General features: G+C 71.6%; 13 protein-coding genes. 5 read left to right on the top strand and 8 right to left on the bottom strand.

Going from position 1 to position 16,192, the window contains the following annotated elements:
- Nucleotides 1-351: 351 nt before the first annotated feature.
- The gene (purH, locus tag EV371_RS11730; RefSeq protein WP_130462064.1) at nucleotides 352-2,550 is read right to left on the bottom strand and encodes a bifunctional phosphoribosylaminoimidazolecarboxamide formyltransferase/IMP cyclohydrolase; all 2,199 of its coding nucleotides are present in this window, start codon (nucleotides 2,548-2,550) and stop codon (nucleotides 352-354) included.
- 263 nt (nucleotides 2,551-2,813) lie between these two features.
- Between purH and EV371_RS11725 the strand changes: the two genes are divergently transcribed.
- A complete protein-coding gene (locus EV371_RS11725) occupies nucleotides 2,814-3,104 on the top strand; it encodes a CD225/dispanin family protein (protein WP_130462063.1) in 291 nt (96 codons plus the stop codon).
- Between the two features lie 29 nt (nucleotides 3,105-3,133).
- Nucleotides 3,134-3,697 (top strand): hypothetical protein, encoded by a 564-nt coding sequence (locus tag EV371_RS11720; RefSeq protein WP_130462062.1) that lies wholly within the window; start codon nucleotides 3,134-3,136, stop codon nucleotides 3,695-3,697.
- 221 nt (nucleotides 3,698-3,918) lie between these two features.
- Here EV371_RS11720 and EV371_RS11715 read toward each other — a convergent pair whose 3' ends face one another.
- From EV371_RS11715 to icmB, 4 genes are all read right to left on the bottom strand, one after another.
- On the bottom strand, nucleotides 3,919-5,292 hold the full coding sequence (locus tag EV371_RS11715) for a cell division protein PerM (protein ID WP_486484577.1): 1,374 nt from the start codon (nucleotides 5,290-5,292) through the stop codon (nucleotides 3,919-3,921).
- Between the two features lie 224 nt (nucleotides 5,293-5,516).
- Nucleotides 5,517-6,416, bottom strand: a complete 900-nt coding sequence (gene sucD / locus EV371_RS11710) for a succinate--CoA ligase subunit alpha (RefSeq protein ID WP_130462061.1) — start codon at nucleotides 6,414-6,416, stop codon at nucleotides 5,517-5,519.
- Nucleotide 6,417: 1 nt separating this feature from the next.
- Entirely contained in the window at nucleotides 6,418-7,593 is a 1,176-nt protein-coding gene (gene sucC / locus EV371_RS11705) for an ADP-forming succinate--CoA ligase subunit beta (protein ID WP_130462060.1), read from the bottom strand.
- A gap of 534 nt (nucleotides 7,594-8,127) precedes the next feature.
- Complete coding sequence (icmB, locus tag EV371_RS11700; protein WP_130462059.1) at nucleotides 8,128-8,535, bottom strand: coenzyme B12-dependent isobutyryl CoA mutase small subunit; 408 nt, start codon at nucleotides 8,533-8,535, stop codon at nucleotides 8,128-8,130.
- Nucleotides 8,536-9,049: 514 nt separating this feature from the next.
- Between icmB and EV371_RS11695 the strand changes: the two genes are divergently transcribed.
- On the top strand, nucleotides 9,050-9,778 hold the full coding sequence (locus tag EV371_RS11695) for a peptidoglycan DD-metalloendopeptidase family protein (protein WP_130462058.1): 729 nt from the start codon (nucleotides 9,050-9,052) through the stop codon (nucleotides 9,776-9,778).
- Nucleotides 9,779-10,148: 370 nt separating this feature from the next.
- Nucleotides 10,149-10,871, top strand: a complete 723-nt coding sequence (locus EV371_RS11690; protein WP_486484933.1) for a M23 family metallopeptidase — start codon at nucleotides 10,149-10,151, stop codon at nucleotides 10,869-10,871.
- 18 nt (nucleotides 10,872-10,889) lie between these two features.
- Here the strand turns inward: EV371_RS11690 and pcrA are convergent, their stop codons facing one another.
- The gene (gene pcrA, locus EV371_RS11685; protein ID WP_130462056.1) at nucleotides 10,890-13,295 is read right to left on the bottom strand and encodes a DNA helicase PcrA; all 2,406 of its coding nucleotides are present in this window, start codon (nucleotides 13,293-13,295) and stop codon (nucleotides 10,890-10,892) included.
- Between the two features lie 308 nt (nucleotides 13,296-13,603).
- On the opposite strand from pcrA, the gene EV371_RS11680 reads away from it, so the two are divergent.
- Nucleotides 13,604-13,927 (top strand): chorismate mutase, encoded by a 324-nt coding sequence (locus tag EV371_RS11680; RefSeq protein WP_130462055.1) that lies wholly within the window; start codon nucleotides 13,604-13,606, stop codon nucleotides 13,925-13,927.
- Between the two features lie 204 nt (nucleotides 13,928-14,131).
- Here EV371_RS11680 and EV371_RS11675 read toward each other — a convergent pair whose 3' ends face one another.
- Both EV371_RS11675 and EV371_RS11670 read right to left on the bottom strand, forming a co-directional pair.
- Nucleotides 14,132-15,157, bottom strand: a complete 1,026-nt coding sequence (locus EV371_RS11675; protein WP_130462054.1) for a dipeptide ABC transporter ATP-binding protein — start codon at nucleotides 15,155-15,157, stop codon at nucleotides 14,132-14,134.
- Nucleotides 15,138-16,184 (bottom strand): oligopeptide/dipeptide ABC transporter ATP-binding protein, encoded by a 1,047-nt coding sequence (locus tag EV371_RS11670; RefSeq protein WP_130462053.1) that lies wholly within the window; start codon nucleotides 16,182-16,184, stop codon nucleotides 15,138-15,140. The genes EV371_RS11675 and EV371_RS11670 overlap by 20 nt, the downstream gene beginning before the upstream one ends.
- Between the last annotated feature and the right edge of the window lie 8 nt (nucleotides 16,185-16,192).

Here is a 16,192-nt window from a genome sequence, read left to right as displayed (position 1 = left end):
GAACTATTGATCCGGCCTGCTACGGCCGCGACGGACATCGCCTCTGGTCGGCCTGCTGGTGCGGACGATGGCGCCGGTCGCGCCTCTGGCGAGGGCGGTCCACTCTGCTTTCCAGACGATTCCGCCACCCGGTCTGCCGCGATAGTCAGCGATTGCGAATATTCCTCAGGACTATCGGCTGCGCCTGGTCCCTGCCCGTTGCCGGGCAGGGACCGTGAGCCATGTCGGCGCTCAGCGAGGCGGTCAGTAAACCTTTCCAACCCTCCTTGCGGTCCGCCGGACCGCAAGGTCGGACGCGGTGCGTGAGCGCCACGCGGTTCAGGTTGGAGAGGTGGTTCAGGTTGAAGAGGTTCAGTGGAAGAAGTGCCGGGTCCCGGTGAGGTACATCGTGATCCCGGCCGCGCTCGCCGCTGCCACGACCTCCTCGTCGCGCAGCGAGCCGCCGGGCTGGACGACCGCCCGGACCCCGGCGTCGATCAGCACCTGGAGCCCGTCCGGGAACGGGAAGAACGCGTCCGAGGCGGCGACCGCGCCCCTGGCCCGCTCGGCACCGGCCCGGGAGACCGCCAGGTGCGCCGAGTCGACCCGGTTGACCTGCCCCATCCCGACCCCGACGGTCGCACCGTCCGCGGCGAGCAGGATGGCGTTGCTCTTCACCGCCCGGACGGCCCGCCAGGCGAAGGCGAGATCGGCCAGGGTCGACTCGTCGGCGGGCTCGCCGGTGACCAGCCGCCAACCGGCCGGATCGTCACCGGGCGCGTCCACCCGGTCGGCCATCTGCACCAACGCGCCGCCGCTGACCAGGCGCCACTCGGCCGGGTACGGCGCGAAGGCGGGTGCCCGGAGCAACCGGATGTTCTTCTTGCCGGAGAGCACGTCCACCGCACCCGGCTCGAAATCGGGTGCCACCAGCACCTCGGTGAAGACCTCGGCGACCTGCTGCGCCATCTCGACCGAGACCGGTCGGTTGACCGCGATCACCCCGCCGAACGCGGAGACCGGATCGCAGGCGTGCGCCCGGCGGTGCGCCTCGGCCACGTCGGCGCCGACCGCGATGCCGCACGGGTTGGCGTGCTTGATGACCGCCACCGCCGGCTGGTCGGTGAAGTCGTTCGCCGCCCGCCAGGCCGCGTCCGCGTCGACGTAGTTGTTGTACGACATCTCCTTGCCGTGCAACTGCTCCGCCTGGGCCAGCCCGGGCGGGGACGCCGGGTCGACGTAGAGCACCGCGGCCTGGTGCGGGTTCTCGCCGTACCGCAGCGGCGTGGGCGCGGTCAGCACCTGACCGGCGAAGGCCGGCCACTGCTGCTCCTCCGGCCCGGTCCGCACCGCGAACCAGTTCGCCACCGCCACGTCGTACTCGGCGATGTCGGCGAAGGCCCGGGCCGCGAGCTGCCGGCGCTGCCCTGCGCTGAAGCCGCCGTCGGCCAGGGCGGCGAGCACCGACGGGTACGCCGACACCGACGTCACCACCGCGACCGAGGCGTGGTTCTTCGCCGCCGCCCGGACCATCGCCGGCCCGCCGATGTCGATCTGCTCGACGCACTCGTCGAAGTCCGCGCCGGACGCCACGGTCTCGGTGAACGGGTAGAGATTCGACACCAGCAGGTCGAACGGGGCGATACCCAGCTCACCGAGCTGCGCCGCATGCCGCTGCGACCGCAGGTCGGCCAGGAGCCCGGCGTGCACCTTCGGGTGCAGCGTCTTGACCCGGCCGTCGAGCACCTCGGGGAAACCGGTCAGCGAGTCGACCGGAGTGACCGGGACCCCGGCCCCCTCGATGGTCGCCGCCGTGCTGCCGGTGGAGACGATCTCCACTCCGGCGCCGTGCAGCGCCCGGGCCAGCTCGACCAGCCCGGTCTTGTCGTAGACGCTGACCAGCGCGCGCCTGATCGGCCGCCGGCCGTCCGCGCCGGAACTCGTGTCGCTCACTCCGATCGTGACCTTCCTTCCAGTGATCGTCCAACCCTCCCGGAGCAACCGGCCGACCTGCGTGACGAGCTGCCGCCGCTCGGCCACCTTGATCCGCTCGGTGAGGGTCTCCTCGTCATCGTCGTCGAGCACCGGCACCGCCACCTGGGCGACGATCGGCCCGGTGTCGACACCGGCGTCGACGAAGAAGAGCGTGGCCCCGGCGAGTTTGACTCCGTAGCCGAGGGCGTCGCGCGGGCCGTGCATGCCGGGGAACGCGGGCAGCAGCGAGTTGTGCGTGTTGACGTACCGGTCGCCGAAGGCCGCCAGGAAGTGCGGACCGACCAGTTTGAGGAAGCCGGCCGAGACGACCAGGTCGGGCTCGTACCCGGCGACGTGCGCGGTGAGCGCCCGGTCCCAGTCCTCGCGCGTCGGGTACGCCTTCACCGGGTCGACGAAGGTCGGCACCCCGGCCGCGGCGGCCCGGTCGAGCCCGGCGATGCCGTCCCGGTCGGCGCCGACCGCGACCACCCGGGCGCCGTACGCCGGGTCGGCACCGGCGTCGAGCAGGGCCTGGAGATTGCTCCCGGAGCCGGAGACGAGGACGACGATGCGGGCTGCCGAGGCGGGCTCAGTCACCCCAGCACCCTACCGGGCAGGTCCGGCCGGCCTCCCGGCGGCGCGATCCGTGCACCTCACCCATCAGGTCGAGGAACCCGCCCGCCGGGTCGGGCCGGGAGAGCGGTGTCGATCACTATCGGCATGTCGGGCGGCGAGCGGGCCACCAAAGTGGCGCTGATTAGGTACGCTGCCGGACGCTCGGGGCAGTGACCTGGCCCCGGAAGATAGCCCCTCGCAATTTCATACGTGCGCTGAGTGCCGGCCCAAGGAGCCCAACACACATGCAACCCGGTTACCCCTCACACCCGCCGCAAGAGATCAACAACAACATGACGATGTCCATCGTCGCGATCTTCCTGTTCTGGCCGTTGGCCATCCCGGCCATCATGAACGCCTCCAAGGTGAACCCCCTGCTCCAGCAGGGGAACTACCCGGCGGCCCAGGCCGCCGCCGCCGAGTCCCGCAAGTGGTCGAAGCTCGCCCTGATCATCGGCATCTGCCTCTGGGTGGTCTCGCTGCTCTGCTGCGTCGTCAGCTTCATCATCAGCGCCAACTCGGCGTCGAGCATCTAGTCTGAGAGACCTGTCGAAGGAGTTCCGTCATGCAGCCCGGCAACCCAGGCCAGGACCCGTACGGACAGCAGCCGTCGGATCCGAACGCAGCCCAGCGCCAGGATCCGTACGCGCAGCCGCCGCAGCCCACCTCGGGCCAGCCGTACGGGCAACCGACCTCGGGTCAGCCGTACGGGCAACCGACCTCGGGTCAGCCGTACGGGCAGCCGCAGTACCAGGACGCACCGCAGCCGTACCAGGATCCGTACGGTCAGCAGCCGATGCCGGGCCAGCCCTACGGTGCGGCACCCGGTTACCAGACCCCGGGATATGGACCGGTCGGCGGGCAGAACAACACCCTCGGCCTGGTCGCGATGATCGTCGGCATCATCTCGATTCCGGCGGCGTGCTGTGCCGCGCTCGGCATCCTCGCCGGCATCGCCGGTGTCGTGCTCGGCATCCTCGGCCGGGGCAAGGTGAGCCGGGGCGAGGCCAGCAACGGTGGCCAGGCCCTGGCCGGTCTGATCTGCGGTGCCATCGGCCTGCTGCTGGGCGTGGTCAACCTGATCCTCGCGGTCGTGATGAACGCAAACGGTTTCACCTACATGCCGTAACGACCGGCCGGGCGGCCGTGCGGCCGCCCGGAGTCGGGACAACCGCGTTGGGGCGCTCCGGACTTCCCGGGGCGCCCCAAGCGCGTTCCGGCCAACGCCAGCCCGCCGGCCAGCCGCCAGTCCGCCGGCCAGCCGGCCAGCCTCCGACCCCGCCGGCCAGCCTCCGACCCCGCCGGGCAGCGCCAGCCCCGCCGGCCAGCCTCAAACCGCGCCGGCCAGCGTCAGGCCCGCCGGTCGGCGCGGGCCACGGCCCGGGTCGCGGCGGCGCCGATCAGGGTGCCGATCAGCACGACGAGGGTCGCCCCGGCGCCGACCTGCCAGTAGGCCGGCCCCACCTCGGCGAGCCGGCCGCCGCCGAGCGGGCCGCCGGAGAGCAGGGCCGCCACCCCGAGTACCACCCCGGCGACCGGGCCGCCGACCGCCGCCGCGCAGAGCAGTGCGGCCCAGCTGGGCGGTGCCGCGTTCCGCTCCGCGGCGGAGCGCATCCGGCGACGGGCGAGCAGCCAGCCGGCGGCCATGCCGGCCAGCACCGGAACGGCCAGCACGACGCCACCGACCCCGCCGAGCGGCCCCTGCGGCAGTCCGGCCAGCAGGGGTACGGCCGGCAGCGCTCCGATGGAGACCTCGGAGGTCCGGACCACCGTGTCGGTGCCGATCGCGAACCCGGGCCCAAGCAGGTAGCTGGCGGCCCAGACCGCGGCATTCGGCGCGTAGCCGAGGCTGACCAGGGTGATGCCCGCCTGGCCCAGCACGCCGGTGCGGTAGGCCCCGATCATGTCGCCGGCCTCGCCGCCTCCGGTGGCCACCGCCAGTCCGGCCACTCCGGCCCCGGCCCCCAGCAGCAGCAGGGCGGCGACGATCCCGGTACGCAGCCCGTCCCGGAGCATCAGCGGGGTACGCCGGGCCACCGCCACCAGTACGCCGCTGGCCCGGGCCGCCCCGAACAGCGCCGCGAGGATGCCGAAGCCGGCCAGCGTCACCGCGGCCCGTACGGGTTCGGCGGTCGGGCCGTCCCCGCCGAGCAGCAGCGCGGCCAGCCCGCCGAGTACGCCGTACCCGACGCCGACCGCCACCGCGACGGCGAGGGCTCGGCCCATCGTCGGCCGCTCCCGGACCCGGGCCGCCCGGCTGACGTGCACACCTGCCCGGTTCAGCCGCCAGGCCGCCAGCATGGCGATGGCGAGCGGCGGCAGGCCGAACGGCCCGGCATCGGTCTGTAGCGGTACCCCGTGCCCGAGCAGCCATCCGGCCAGGCCCAGCCGGGCGGCGTCGACGGTCTCACCGCTGCCCTCGGCGAACCGGGCCACCCCCAGCACCACGGCGACCGGCAGGTAGCCGAGCAGGGCGGCCCAGCCGGCGGCCACCGCCGCCGCGACCGCCAGCGGAGCCCGGCCGGGACGTACCGCCGCGCCCGGCCTCGGGCGGGGTACCCGGTGGTCTCTGGCCGGGGCGCTCCGGCGCCGCTCCCGGTCGCCCGCCGGCCCGGGGCGCCCGGCCGGTCGCGGGGCGGCTCCGGCGGTGGCCGCCGGCTCGACCGGTTCGGTCTCCGGCGGGTCCGGCCGGCGCGGCCGGTCGGGGACGGTGGGTGGTGGCATCAGCGCCTACTCTGGCACGGCAGTGGGTCGGCCCGGTTCACAACACAACGGTACGGATGGCCGAAGCCACCACGACATCCGCTCCGCCCTCGCGTCGGCGCCGCGACGCCCGCTCCACCCTCACCACACCTCGGCCGGCGCGACCGGGCCACGGACACCGGGCGCTCAACGGCAACCGGGGTGGCCGGCGCTCGCCGACCACCCCGGAAGCAGACGTGGACGGCTCAGTTGCCGGACATCAGCTCCCGCATCAGCCTCGCGGTCTCACTCGGCGTCTTGCCGACCTTGACCCCGACCGCCTCCAGCGCGGCCTTCTTCGCGTCGGCGGTGCCGGCCGAACCGGAGATGATGGCCCCGGCGTGTCCCATGGTCTTGCCGGGCGGCGCGGTGAAGCCGGCGATGTACCCGACCACCGGCTTGGTGACGTTCGCCTTGATGAACTCGGCCGCCCGCTCCTCGGCGTCGCCGCCGATCTCGCCGATCATCACGATGGCGTCGGTCTCCGGGTCGGCCTGGAACGCGGCGAGCGCGTCGATGTGGGTGGTGCCGATGATCGGGTCGCCGCCGATGCCGACGCAGGTGGAGAAGCCGATGTCGCGCAGCTCGTACATCATCTGGTACGTCAGGGTGCCGCTCTTGCTGACCAGTCCGATCCGGCCCGCTCCGGTGATGTCGGCCGGGATGATGCCTGCGTTGGAGGCACCCGGCGAGGCGATGCCGGGGCAGTTCGGCCCGACGATCCGGGTCCGCTCCCCCTGCGCCAGGTTGTACGCCCAGAACGCCGCGGTGTCGTGCACCGGTACGCCCTCGGTGATCACCACGGCGAGCGGGATGCCGGCGTCGATCGCCTCGACCACGGCGCCCCGGGTGAACTGCGGTGGCACGAAGATGACCGTGACGTCGGCGCCGGTGGCCGCCATCGCCTCGGCGACGTTCGCGAAGACCGGCAGCTCGATCCGGTCGTTGACACCCTCGAAGGCCACCTTCTGGCCGGCCTTGCGCGGGTTGACCCCACCCACCACGTTGGTGCCGGCGGCCAGCATCCGCCGGGTGTGCTTCATCCCCTCGGAGCCGGTCATCCCCTGCACGACGACCTTGGAACCCTTGGTCAGCCAGATTGCCATCTCAGACCCCCGCAGCCGCGAGCTCGGCGGCCCGCTGGGCCGCGCCGTCCATGGTGTCCACCCGCTGGACCAGCGGGTTCGCGGCGCCGTCGAGAATGGCCCGCCCGGCCTCCGCGTTGTTGCCGTCGAGGCGTACGACGAGGGGCTTCTCGACCGCCTCGCCGCGCTCGGCGAGCAGGGCCAGCGCCTGGATGATGCCGTTGGCGATCTCGTCGCAGGCGGTGATGCCGCCGAAGACGTTGACGAAGACGCTGCGCACCGACGGGTCGGAGAGTACGATCTCCAGCCCGTTCGCCATCACCGCCGCGCTCGCGCCACCGCCGATGTCGAGGAAGTTCGCCGGCTTGACGCCGTGCGGCTCGCCCGCGTACGCCACCACGTCGAGGGTGGACATCACCAGGCCGGCGCCGTTGCCGATGATGCCGACCTCGCCGTCCAGCTTGACGTAGTTGAGGTCCTTCTCCTTGGCCCGCTGCTCCAGCGGGTCCACCGCGGCCTGGTCGACCAGCGCCTCGTGGTCGGGGTGCCGGAAGCCGGCGTTCTCGTCGAGCGAGACCTTCGCGTCGAGGCAGAGCACCTTGCCGTCGACCGTCCGGGCCAGCGGGTTTACCTCGACCAGGGTGGCGTCCTCGGCCACGAAGGCCTGCCACAGGCGTACGGCGATCGGCACGATCTGCTCGGTCAGCTCGGTCGGAAAACCGGCGGCCTCGACGATCTCGCGCGCCCTGGCCTCGTCGACCCCGACGTTGGCGTCGATGGCGACCTTCGCGACCCGCTCCGGCGTCTCGGCGGCCACCTGCTCGATGTCCATCCCGCCGGCCACGCTGGCGATGCAGAGGAAGGTGCGGTTCGCGCGGTCGAGCAGGTAGGAGAAGTAGTACTCCTCGGCGATGTCGGCGGTCACAGTGATCATGACCTTGTTGACCGTGTGGCCCTTGATGTCCATGCCGAGGATGTCGGTGGAGCGGGCCACCGCCTCGTCCGGCCCCTCGGCGAGCTTGACGCCGCCTGCCTTGCCCCGGCCGCCGACCTTGACCTGAGCCTTGACGACCACCCGGCCGCCGAGGCGCTCGGCGATCGCGCGGGCCTCCTCCGGGGTCGTCGCGACGCCGCCGGCCAGCACGGGCAGCCCGTGCCGTTCGAACAGCTCACGCCCCTGGTATTCGTACAGGTCCACGATTGCGCGCCCCGTCCCGTCTCCGCGGCGCGCCGTCGCACCGCCGCCAGCGTGTGAATGAGTTTGAGCCTGCTGTAGGCACGAACAGGCCATCGGCCGCAGCCTAGCGAGGTGACCACGCCCGGCATTCACGTGGGTGCTCGATGTGCGATAACGCACAGCAAGGTGCCCGTGTGCGATAACGCGACAGCCAGGTGTCCCGTGTGCGATAACGCGACAGTAGAACGCCCGGGTGGGATAAGGCGGCAGCGGGGCGCCGGTTGGCCCGGCCCGACTGGTCGGGCGTGGCCGGGAAAAGATTCCCCGGTCGGCGTAACCCCGGGTAAGGGACCTCGTTGAGTCTGATGTCGGAGCGCTGGGGGGCGCGATGACGGAAGCGGCCGATGCCCTGTCGGTCGAGGGGTGGCGGCGGGGCATCGCGCATAGAGAGGCCGGACGTGTGAGGGGTGCGTCCGGCCTCTCCCCCATTTCCGGTGCGCCCGGGCTACGGTGCGACGAACGGTCCGGCGACGAGGGTGGGCGGACAGCCGGCGATCAGCCGACGACCGGTTGACCCACGTTGGTCCGGACCCACTCCACGATCGCGCCGGTGGTGGCGCCCGGGGTGAAGATCTTCGCCACCCCGAGCCGCTCCAGTTCGGGGATGTCCGCGTCCGGGATGATCCCGCCGCCGAAGACGACCAGGTCGGCCGCGTCCCGCTCGGCGAGCAGTTCCAGCACCCGGCGGAAGAGCGTCATGTGGGCCCCGGAGAGCACCGACAGGCCGATCGCGTCGGCGTCCTCCTGGATCGCCGTCTCGACGATCTGCTCGGGCGTCTGGTGCAGTCCGGTGTAGATGACCTCCATACCGGCATCTCGCAGGGCCCGGGCGACCACCTTCGCCCCCCGGTCGTGCCCATCCAGGCCAGGCTTGGCAACGACCACCCGGATCCGAGAACTCATCAGCGCAACACCTTTCCTGGACACCGGCCAGAGTTACCTTAACGAACGGTAACCCGGCGGACGGCTGCCCGGGAACTCACCCGGGCAACGAGCCGGGCGACAGGGTGGGTGACGGCCGACCGGGCGACAAGGTGGGTGACGGCCGACCGGGTGACGAGGTGGGGACGAGCCGGGTGACGAGCCCAGGCAGTCGCCCGGGCCATACCCCTAGGGGTCCGCCCGCGCAGGTTCCGCCACGAGTCGGATCGATGACACGTTGCTAGCCCGAAAGTTACTGAGCGCTACTAACGAGAGCGATCGCAAAAGGTTACGAGATATGGCATTCCATGACGCACAACCGCACAGTGCGCCGGCAATCTGGCGCTGCGACTTGTGGCGCGCCTAGGGGTTGGTTACCGTGGCCCACGGTTGTCATCAGGTCCATGACCGGGCGACAACGCGGTCAACCGGAGTTCATCCCGATGGTCGAACATCGGTCACGGTCGCAACACTGACCCGACAACGGAGGGTGTGCGTGCGCCAGCGCCTGTCGTCTGAGCCCGATCGCTATCGAGGGCGACGTCGCGTCCCCACACCCCCGCGCAGTCGCTACGCCGCCGTCGTCACCACCGCGTTCGTCGGAGCCGGCGTCGTCGCGCTCGGCGCGGGAGCACTGCCGGACGCCAAGGCGGTCAGCCCCTCCGCGCTGGCGGACCTGGAGAAGGCCGCCGCCACCAGCGAGGACCTGAGCGCGCGGGCCGCCGACGCCCAGCAGCCGCCCGCGTCCCGCAGCGACCAGGGGGACGGGCTCGCCTCCACCCTGGCCGCCGCCCCCGACGTCTGGCTGCTTCCGCTCGAAAACTACAGCTTCACCTCGCCCTACGGGATGAAGTGGAACAAGCTGCACGCCGGCATCGACCTGGCCGCCCCCGAGGGGACCCCGTTCAACGCGGTGCACGCGGGCACGGTGACCAAGGCCGGCTGGTTCGGCGGGTACGGCTACTGCGTGATCGTCCAGCACGCCGACGGCACCGAGTCCATCTACGGGCACTCGTCGAAGCTTCTGGTCAGCGAGGGGCAGGAGGTCAAGGCCGGCGATCAGCTCGGCCTGGTCGGCAACACCGGCCACGCCTACGGCTCGCACCTGCACCTCGAGCTTCATGTCAATGGCAAGCCGACCGACCCGATCCCCTACCTCCGGGACCGGAAAGTGGACATCCAACTCAAGGTGGACGACCCATATGCTGGCGTGGCCGCCTCCTGACCACGCGTAACGCCGCTTTGCCGCCCGATCGATGCCGGTCGGGCGGTTTTCTTTTCTCCGACGTACGACAAAGTTTCCTGCGCCACATCCACGGATGTGATCGACGGCACAGCCGAGTCGTGCGTGTCCGGCGCCATCCAGGTGGATTTCCGGCATAACGCCGCTGCAGGCGTCCGCCCGCCGTCGGTGTCGGCAACCCGCTGCCAGCCCGGCGGCACCACTCCGGCCACCATCTCCGGGTCCGTACCCCAGCCAGAAGGGATCCGTCGTGCCGGAGACCGAGCCGAACCAGCCCGAGACGACCGAGGACCGGGCCGCCGGGCCCGCCCCGAGCCGGCGTACCGGAGGCTCCGGCGTCGCCCGGCACCGGATCGCCGGCCGGAGCCGGTACCTCGTACCCGGGCTCGTCGCACTGCTCGGCCTCGCCGTGGCCGGCACGGTGACGGCGGTGGCCGTCGGCGGCGACCGCTCCACCGACCGGGTGTCGGTGGCCGCCGAGGAGTCGGCCCGGGCCGCCGCCGGGCAGCGTGCCGACCGGTCCGCCCGGGAACCGGTCGCCACCCCGACGACCTCCCCGACGCCGACCGCGACACCCACGCCGGGCGCCACCGCGACCACCCGACCGCCGACCGCGGCGCCGAACCGGAGCAGCACCTCCGCGAAGGCGGCCAGCCCGACCGCGAGCCGGAAGGCGGCCGCCTGGGTCCACCCGATGCCGGCCGCCGCCGTCACGTCCTGCTACGGGATGCGCTGGGGAACGATGCACGCCGGCATCGATCTGGCGATGCCGGCCGAGACCCCGATCCGGGCCGCCGGGGCCGGCACGGTGGTCGACGCCGGCTGGGCCTTCGCCGGGTACGGCATCTCGGTGGTCGTCGACCACGGCGACGGCTGGCTCACCCACTACGCCCACCAGAGTCGGACCGTGGTCAGCGTCGGGCAGCGGGTCAAGCCCGGCCAGGTGATCGGGTACGAGGGTTCCACCGGTGACTCCACCGGCCCACACCTGCACTTCGAGGTGCACGACGGGCTGTGGAACCAGGTCGACCCGGCACCGTGGATGCGGGCCCGCGGGGTGGATCTGGGCTGCTGAGCCGGCAGCCGGCGGCGCTCAGAGCTTGTCGAGCGGCGCGTGCCGGAGCACCAGCCAGAGCGTCTGGTCACCGAAGTCGATCTGTGCCCGGGCAGCGGAGCCGTGTCCCTCGACCGCCAGCACCCGGCCGAGACCGTAGCGCTGGTGGTTGACCCGGTCCCCGACCGCGACCTTGGGCGGCTGCTTCAACTCGCTCGCGGTGCTGAGCCGGCTGCCGTCGATGCCGAGCCGGGAGGCGAGCTGGGCCGCCTTCGGCGTACCCCCGGAGAAGCCGCCGCCCCGATAGGCGCCGGACCGTTCCTCGGCGCCGGACCTGCCGCCCACCCCGCCGCCGCTCCCGGACCAGGAGGTGTAGGCGGCCCCGGTGCGCTCCCAGCGGACCAGGTCGCCCGGCAACTCGTCGACGAACCGGGACGGCGGGTTGTAGGACGGCTGCCCCCAGGCCGACCGGGTCACCGCCCGGGACAGGTAGAGCCGCTTGCGGGCCCGGGTGATCCCGACGTACGCCAGCCGGCGCTCCTCCTCCAGCTCCCGGTTGTCGCCCAGCGCCCGCAGGTGCGGGAAGACGCCGTCCTCCAGCCCGGTCAGGAAGACCACCGGGAACTCCAGCCCCTTGGCGGTGTGCAGGGTCATCAGGGTCACCACGCCCTGGTGGTCGGGGTCGTCCGACGGCACCTGGTCGGCGTCGGCGACCAGCGCGACCTGCTCCAGGAAGCCGGCCAGGGTGGCACCGGTGCCGCCCTCGTCGGCCAGCGCCTCCACCCGTTCGGTGTACTCCCGGGCGACGCTGACCAGTTCCTGGAGGTTCTCCACCCGGCCGGCGTCCTGCGGGTCGAGGCTCTCCTCCAGCTCGCCGAGGTAGCCCGAGCGGGTCAGCACCGCCTCCAGCACCTCCTCCGGCAGGGCGGTGCCGGCCAGCTCCCGCAGCCCGTCGAGCAGGCTGACGAACTCGGCGATCGCGTTGGCCGACCGGGTGGAGATGCCGGGCGCCTCGGCGGCCCGGCGCAGCGCGGCGCCGAACGAGATCCGGTCCCGGGTGGCGAGTGCCTCCACACAGGCCTCGGCCCGGTCGCCGATGCCCCGCCGCGGGGTGTTGAGGATCCGCCGGATGCTCACCGTGTCGTCGTCGTTGACCACGGCGCGGAGGTAGGCCAGGGCGTCCCGGACCTCCTTGCGCTCGTAGAACCGGACCCCGCCGACCACCTTGTAGGGGAGCCCGACCCGGATGAAGACCTCTTCGAAGACCCGGGACTGCGCGTTGGTGCGGTAGAAGACCGCCACGTCGCCGGGGCGGGCCGCACCGGCGTCACAGAGCCGGTCGATCTCCCTGCCCACCCAGTCCGCCTCGGCGTGCTCGGTGTCGGCGACGTAACCGACGATCTGCTCCCCCGCCCCCTCCTCGCTCCACAGCCGCTTCGGCTTGCGGGAGCTGTTGCGCTCGATCACCGCGTTGGCGGCGTTGAGGATCGTCTGGGTGGAGCGGTAGTTCTGTTCGAGCAGGATGGTCCGGGCGTCGGTGAAGTCCCGCTCGAACTCGAGGATGTTCCGGATGGTGGCGCCGCGGAACGCGTAGATCGACTGGTCGGCGTCGCCGACGACGCAGAGCTCGGCCGGCTCGACCCCGGGTGTGCCGCCGACCAGCTCCTTGACCAGCGTGTACTGCGCGGCGTTGGTGTCCTGGTATTCGTCGACCAGGACGTGCCGGAACCGGCGGCGGTAGCTCTCCGCGACGTGCGGATGCGACTGGAGCAGGTGCACAGTCGTCATGATCAGATCGTCGAAGTCGAGCGCGTGCGCCTCGGTCAGCCGCCGCTGGTAGAGCGTGTACGCCTCGGCCAGCGCCCGCTCGTTCGGCCCCTTCGCCCGGGCGGCGAAGGTCTCCGGGTCGACCAGCTCGTTCTTCAGGTTCGAGACCTGCGTGGTCAGCCCTCGGGCCGGATAGCGCTTCGGGTCGAGGTCCAGTTCCCGGGTGACCAACTGCATCAGCCGGCGCGAGTCGTCGGCGTCGTAGATCGAGAACGTCGACTTCAGGCCGGCGTGCTCGTGCTCGGCCCGCAGGATGCGTACGCAGGCGGAGTGGAACGTCGACACCCACATCAGCCGGGCTCTCGGCCCGACCAGCGCGGCGACCCGGTCCTTCATCTCCCCGGCCGCCTTGTTGGTGAAGGTGATCGCGATGATCTGCCCCGGGTGCACGTCCCGGGCGGCGAGCAGGTAGGCGATCCGGTGGGTCAGCACCCGGGTCTTGCCCGAGCCGGCACCGGCGACGATCAGCAGCGGTGCCCCGGAGTGGGTCACCGCGTCCCGCTGTGGCCCGTTCAGCCCGGCCAGCAGGGCCTGCGGATCGGGACCGGACGGCCGGTGCCGGGGTGTGCCCTGGGACGGCGGGACGGAGGGCGGCGGGGGTTCGAAGAGAGCATGCATCGCCTGGCGAGTCTATGCCGGCGGGGAGACAACCTCTGCCTCCGCCGGGCACTACCCGCCTCGACCGGATTGTTCCCGAAGGTCACCTTCCCCGGCATCGCCGATCCGCTTGCCAAGACACCGGTGGCTGGGCATACTCAACCCGTGATCCATCGGGCGCAGGCCTACTTCTTTTACTACGGCTCCGGGAGTCCGGCAGCCGTGGGTCGCGCCTGAACATGACCTACGAAAGCCCCGGGCTCCTGAAGCCCGGGGCCTTTTCGCGTCGGGATGCAGGCACCGGGGACCTGGCTGGCAAGGAGGACCCCATGGCGGCAGAGGTGGCGGCAGAGGTGGCAGAGCTTCCCGCGAACGGCGCCGATCCCGAGACCGGGACGAGCGCGCCGGACGCCTCGCAACACATCCTCGGGCTGCGGGACCGGATCGACGAGATCGACCGTGAGCTGATCGCCCTCTGGCAGGAGCGCGCCGCGCTCTCCCAGCAGGTCGGCCGGACCCGGATGGCCTCCGGGGGCACCCGGCTCGTCCTCTCCCGGGAGCGGGAGATCCTGGACCGGTTCCGGGATGCGCTCGGCGCCGACGGGACCCAGCTCGCCCTGCTGCTGCTGCGGGCCGGCCGCGGCCCGCTCTGAGCCGTACTCCCCTGCCGGCCCGCTCCGCCGGCCGGTCGCGGCGGGGACGGCCACCTGCAGCCCGTCGTCGGTCAAGGCTGGCCTGGACAGACGCGAGCCCGGGACGCGGCCGCATGGATGGCGGCCCGCGCCCCGGGCACTGAGGAGGCGTTCTTCTAGCATCGGTGGCCGGCCGGGTCAGGCAAACCACCGCGTCTGACCGGTCTACTCGACCGCGTGCACCACGTTCCGCTCCTCGGCGAAATGGCACGCGCTCGGGTGCGCCGAATGCTCCCGCCGCACCAGCGGCGGCTCCTCGCTGGCGCAGATCTCCTGCGCCTTCCAGCACCGGGTGCGGAACCGGCAGCCCGACGGCGGGTCGGCCGGCGAGGGCACGTCGCCCTCCAGGACGATCTGGTCCCGTTGGCCACGCAGCGTCGGGTCCGGCACCGGTACCGCCGAGAGCAGCGCCTGGGTGTACGGGTGGGTCGGCCGCTCGTAGATCTCGTCCTCGACGCCGATCTCCACGATCTTGCCCAGGTACATCACGGCGACCCGGTCGGCGATGTGCCGCACCACCGACAGGTCGTGCGCGATGAAGATGTACGACAGCCCCAACTCGTCCTGGAGGCTTTCCAGCAGGTTGATCACCTGGGCCTGGATCGACACGTCCAACGCCGACACCGGCTCGTCACAGACGATGATCTCCGGCTTGAGCGCGAGTGCCCGGGCGATCCCGATCCGCTGCCGCTGCCCACCCGAGAACTGGTGCGGATACCGGTTGATGTGCTCCGGGTTCAACCCGACCAGATCCAGCAGCTCCCGAACCCGCTGCTTCCGCTCGGCGGCCGGGGCGACCTCCGGGTGGATGTCGAAGGGTTCGCCGATGATGTCGCCGACGGTCATCCGCGGGTTCAGCGAGGTGTACGGATCCTGCAACACCATCTGGATGTTGCGCCGGGCCCTCCGCAGCGCACCGCCGGTCAGCCGGGTCATGTCCTGGCCCCGGACGTTGATCGCACCGCTGGTCGGCTTCTCCAGGCCCACCAGCAGCTTCGCCAGGGTCGACTTGCCGCAGCCGGACTCGCCCACCACGCCGAGGGTCTCGCCCCGACGCAACTGCAGGTCGATCCCATCCACCGCGCGTACCGCACCGACCTTCTTCTGGAAGACGATGCCGCGGGTGATCGGGAAGTGCTTGATCAACCCTTGGGTCTCCAGCACGACCTCGTCACTTGACGGCTGGCTCATTGCCGATCACCTCCGTCCAGAAATGGCACCGCGCCGTCCGGACCGGATCCACCTGGTACTGCGGCGGGGGCGGGTCGGCCAGGCACGCGTCGCGGGCGTACCCGCACCGCGGGTGGAACGGGCAGCCGCCCGGAATCCGGGTCAGGTTGGGCGGCAGGCCCTTGATCACGTTGAGCTGCCGGCCCTTGAGGTCCAGCCGCGGAATCGACTCCAGCAGGGCCTTGGTGTACGGGTGCGCCGGCCGGGCGTAGATATCCAGCACCGGCGCCTCCTCGACCACCTTCCCGGCGTACATCACCGAGATTCGGTCGGCCACGTCGGCGACCACACCCATGTCGTGGGTGATCAGGATCAGCCCCATGTTCCGTTCCCGCCGCAACTCGGCGAGGAGGTTCATGATCTGGGCCTGCACCGTCACGTCCAGCGCGGTGGTCGGCTCGTCCGCGATCAGCACCTTCGGGTCGAGCGCCAGCGCCATCGCGATCATGACGCGCTGCCGCATGCCGCCGGAGAACTGGTGCGGATAGTCGTTGACCCGCTGCCGGGCGGCCGGGATCTTGACCAGGTCGAGCAGTTCGATCGACCGCTTCCGGGCATCCTGCCGGGACATTCCACGATGCACCCGGAACAGCTCGCCGAGCTGGAACCCGACCGAGAAGACCGGGTTCAGCGCGGAGAGCGCGTCCTGGAAGATCATCGCGATGTGGTTGGCCCGCACCTTGCGGCGCTGCTCCTCGGGAAGCTTGAGCAGGTCGACACCGCGGTAGCGGATCGCACCTCCGGTGATGAACCCGGGTGGCGAGTCCAGGATGCCCATGATCGCCTGGGCGGTCACCGACTTGCCGCAGCCGGACTCGCCCAGGATGGCCAGCGTCTCGCCGGGATCCAGGTGCAGGTCCACCCCGTTGATCGCGCGGGCGATCCCGACCTGGGTATGGAACTCGACCTGGAGCTTCTCGACCTCCAGCAGCCGGGCGGACGAGTCCAGCCCGGGTAGGACGTCGATCTCTGCCTTGATATCGGTCATGGGTCAGC

This window comes from Plantactinospora sp. CNZ321 (assembly GCF_004217235.1).
This window is presented reverse-complemented; position numbering and strand designations above follow the sequence as displayed.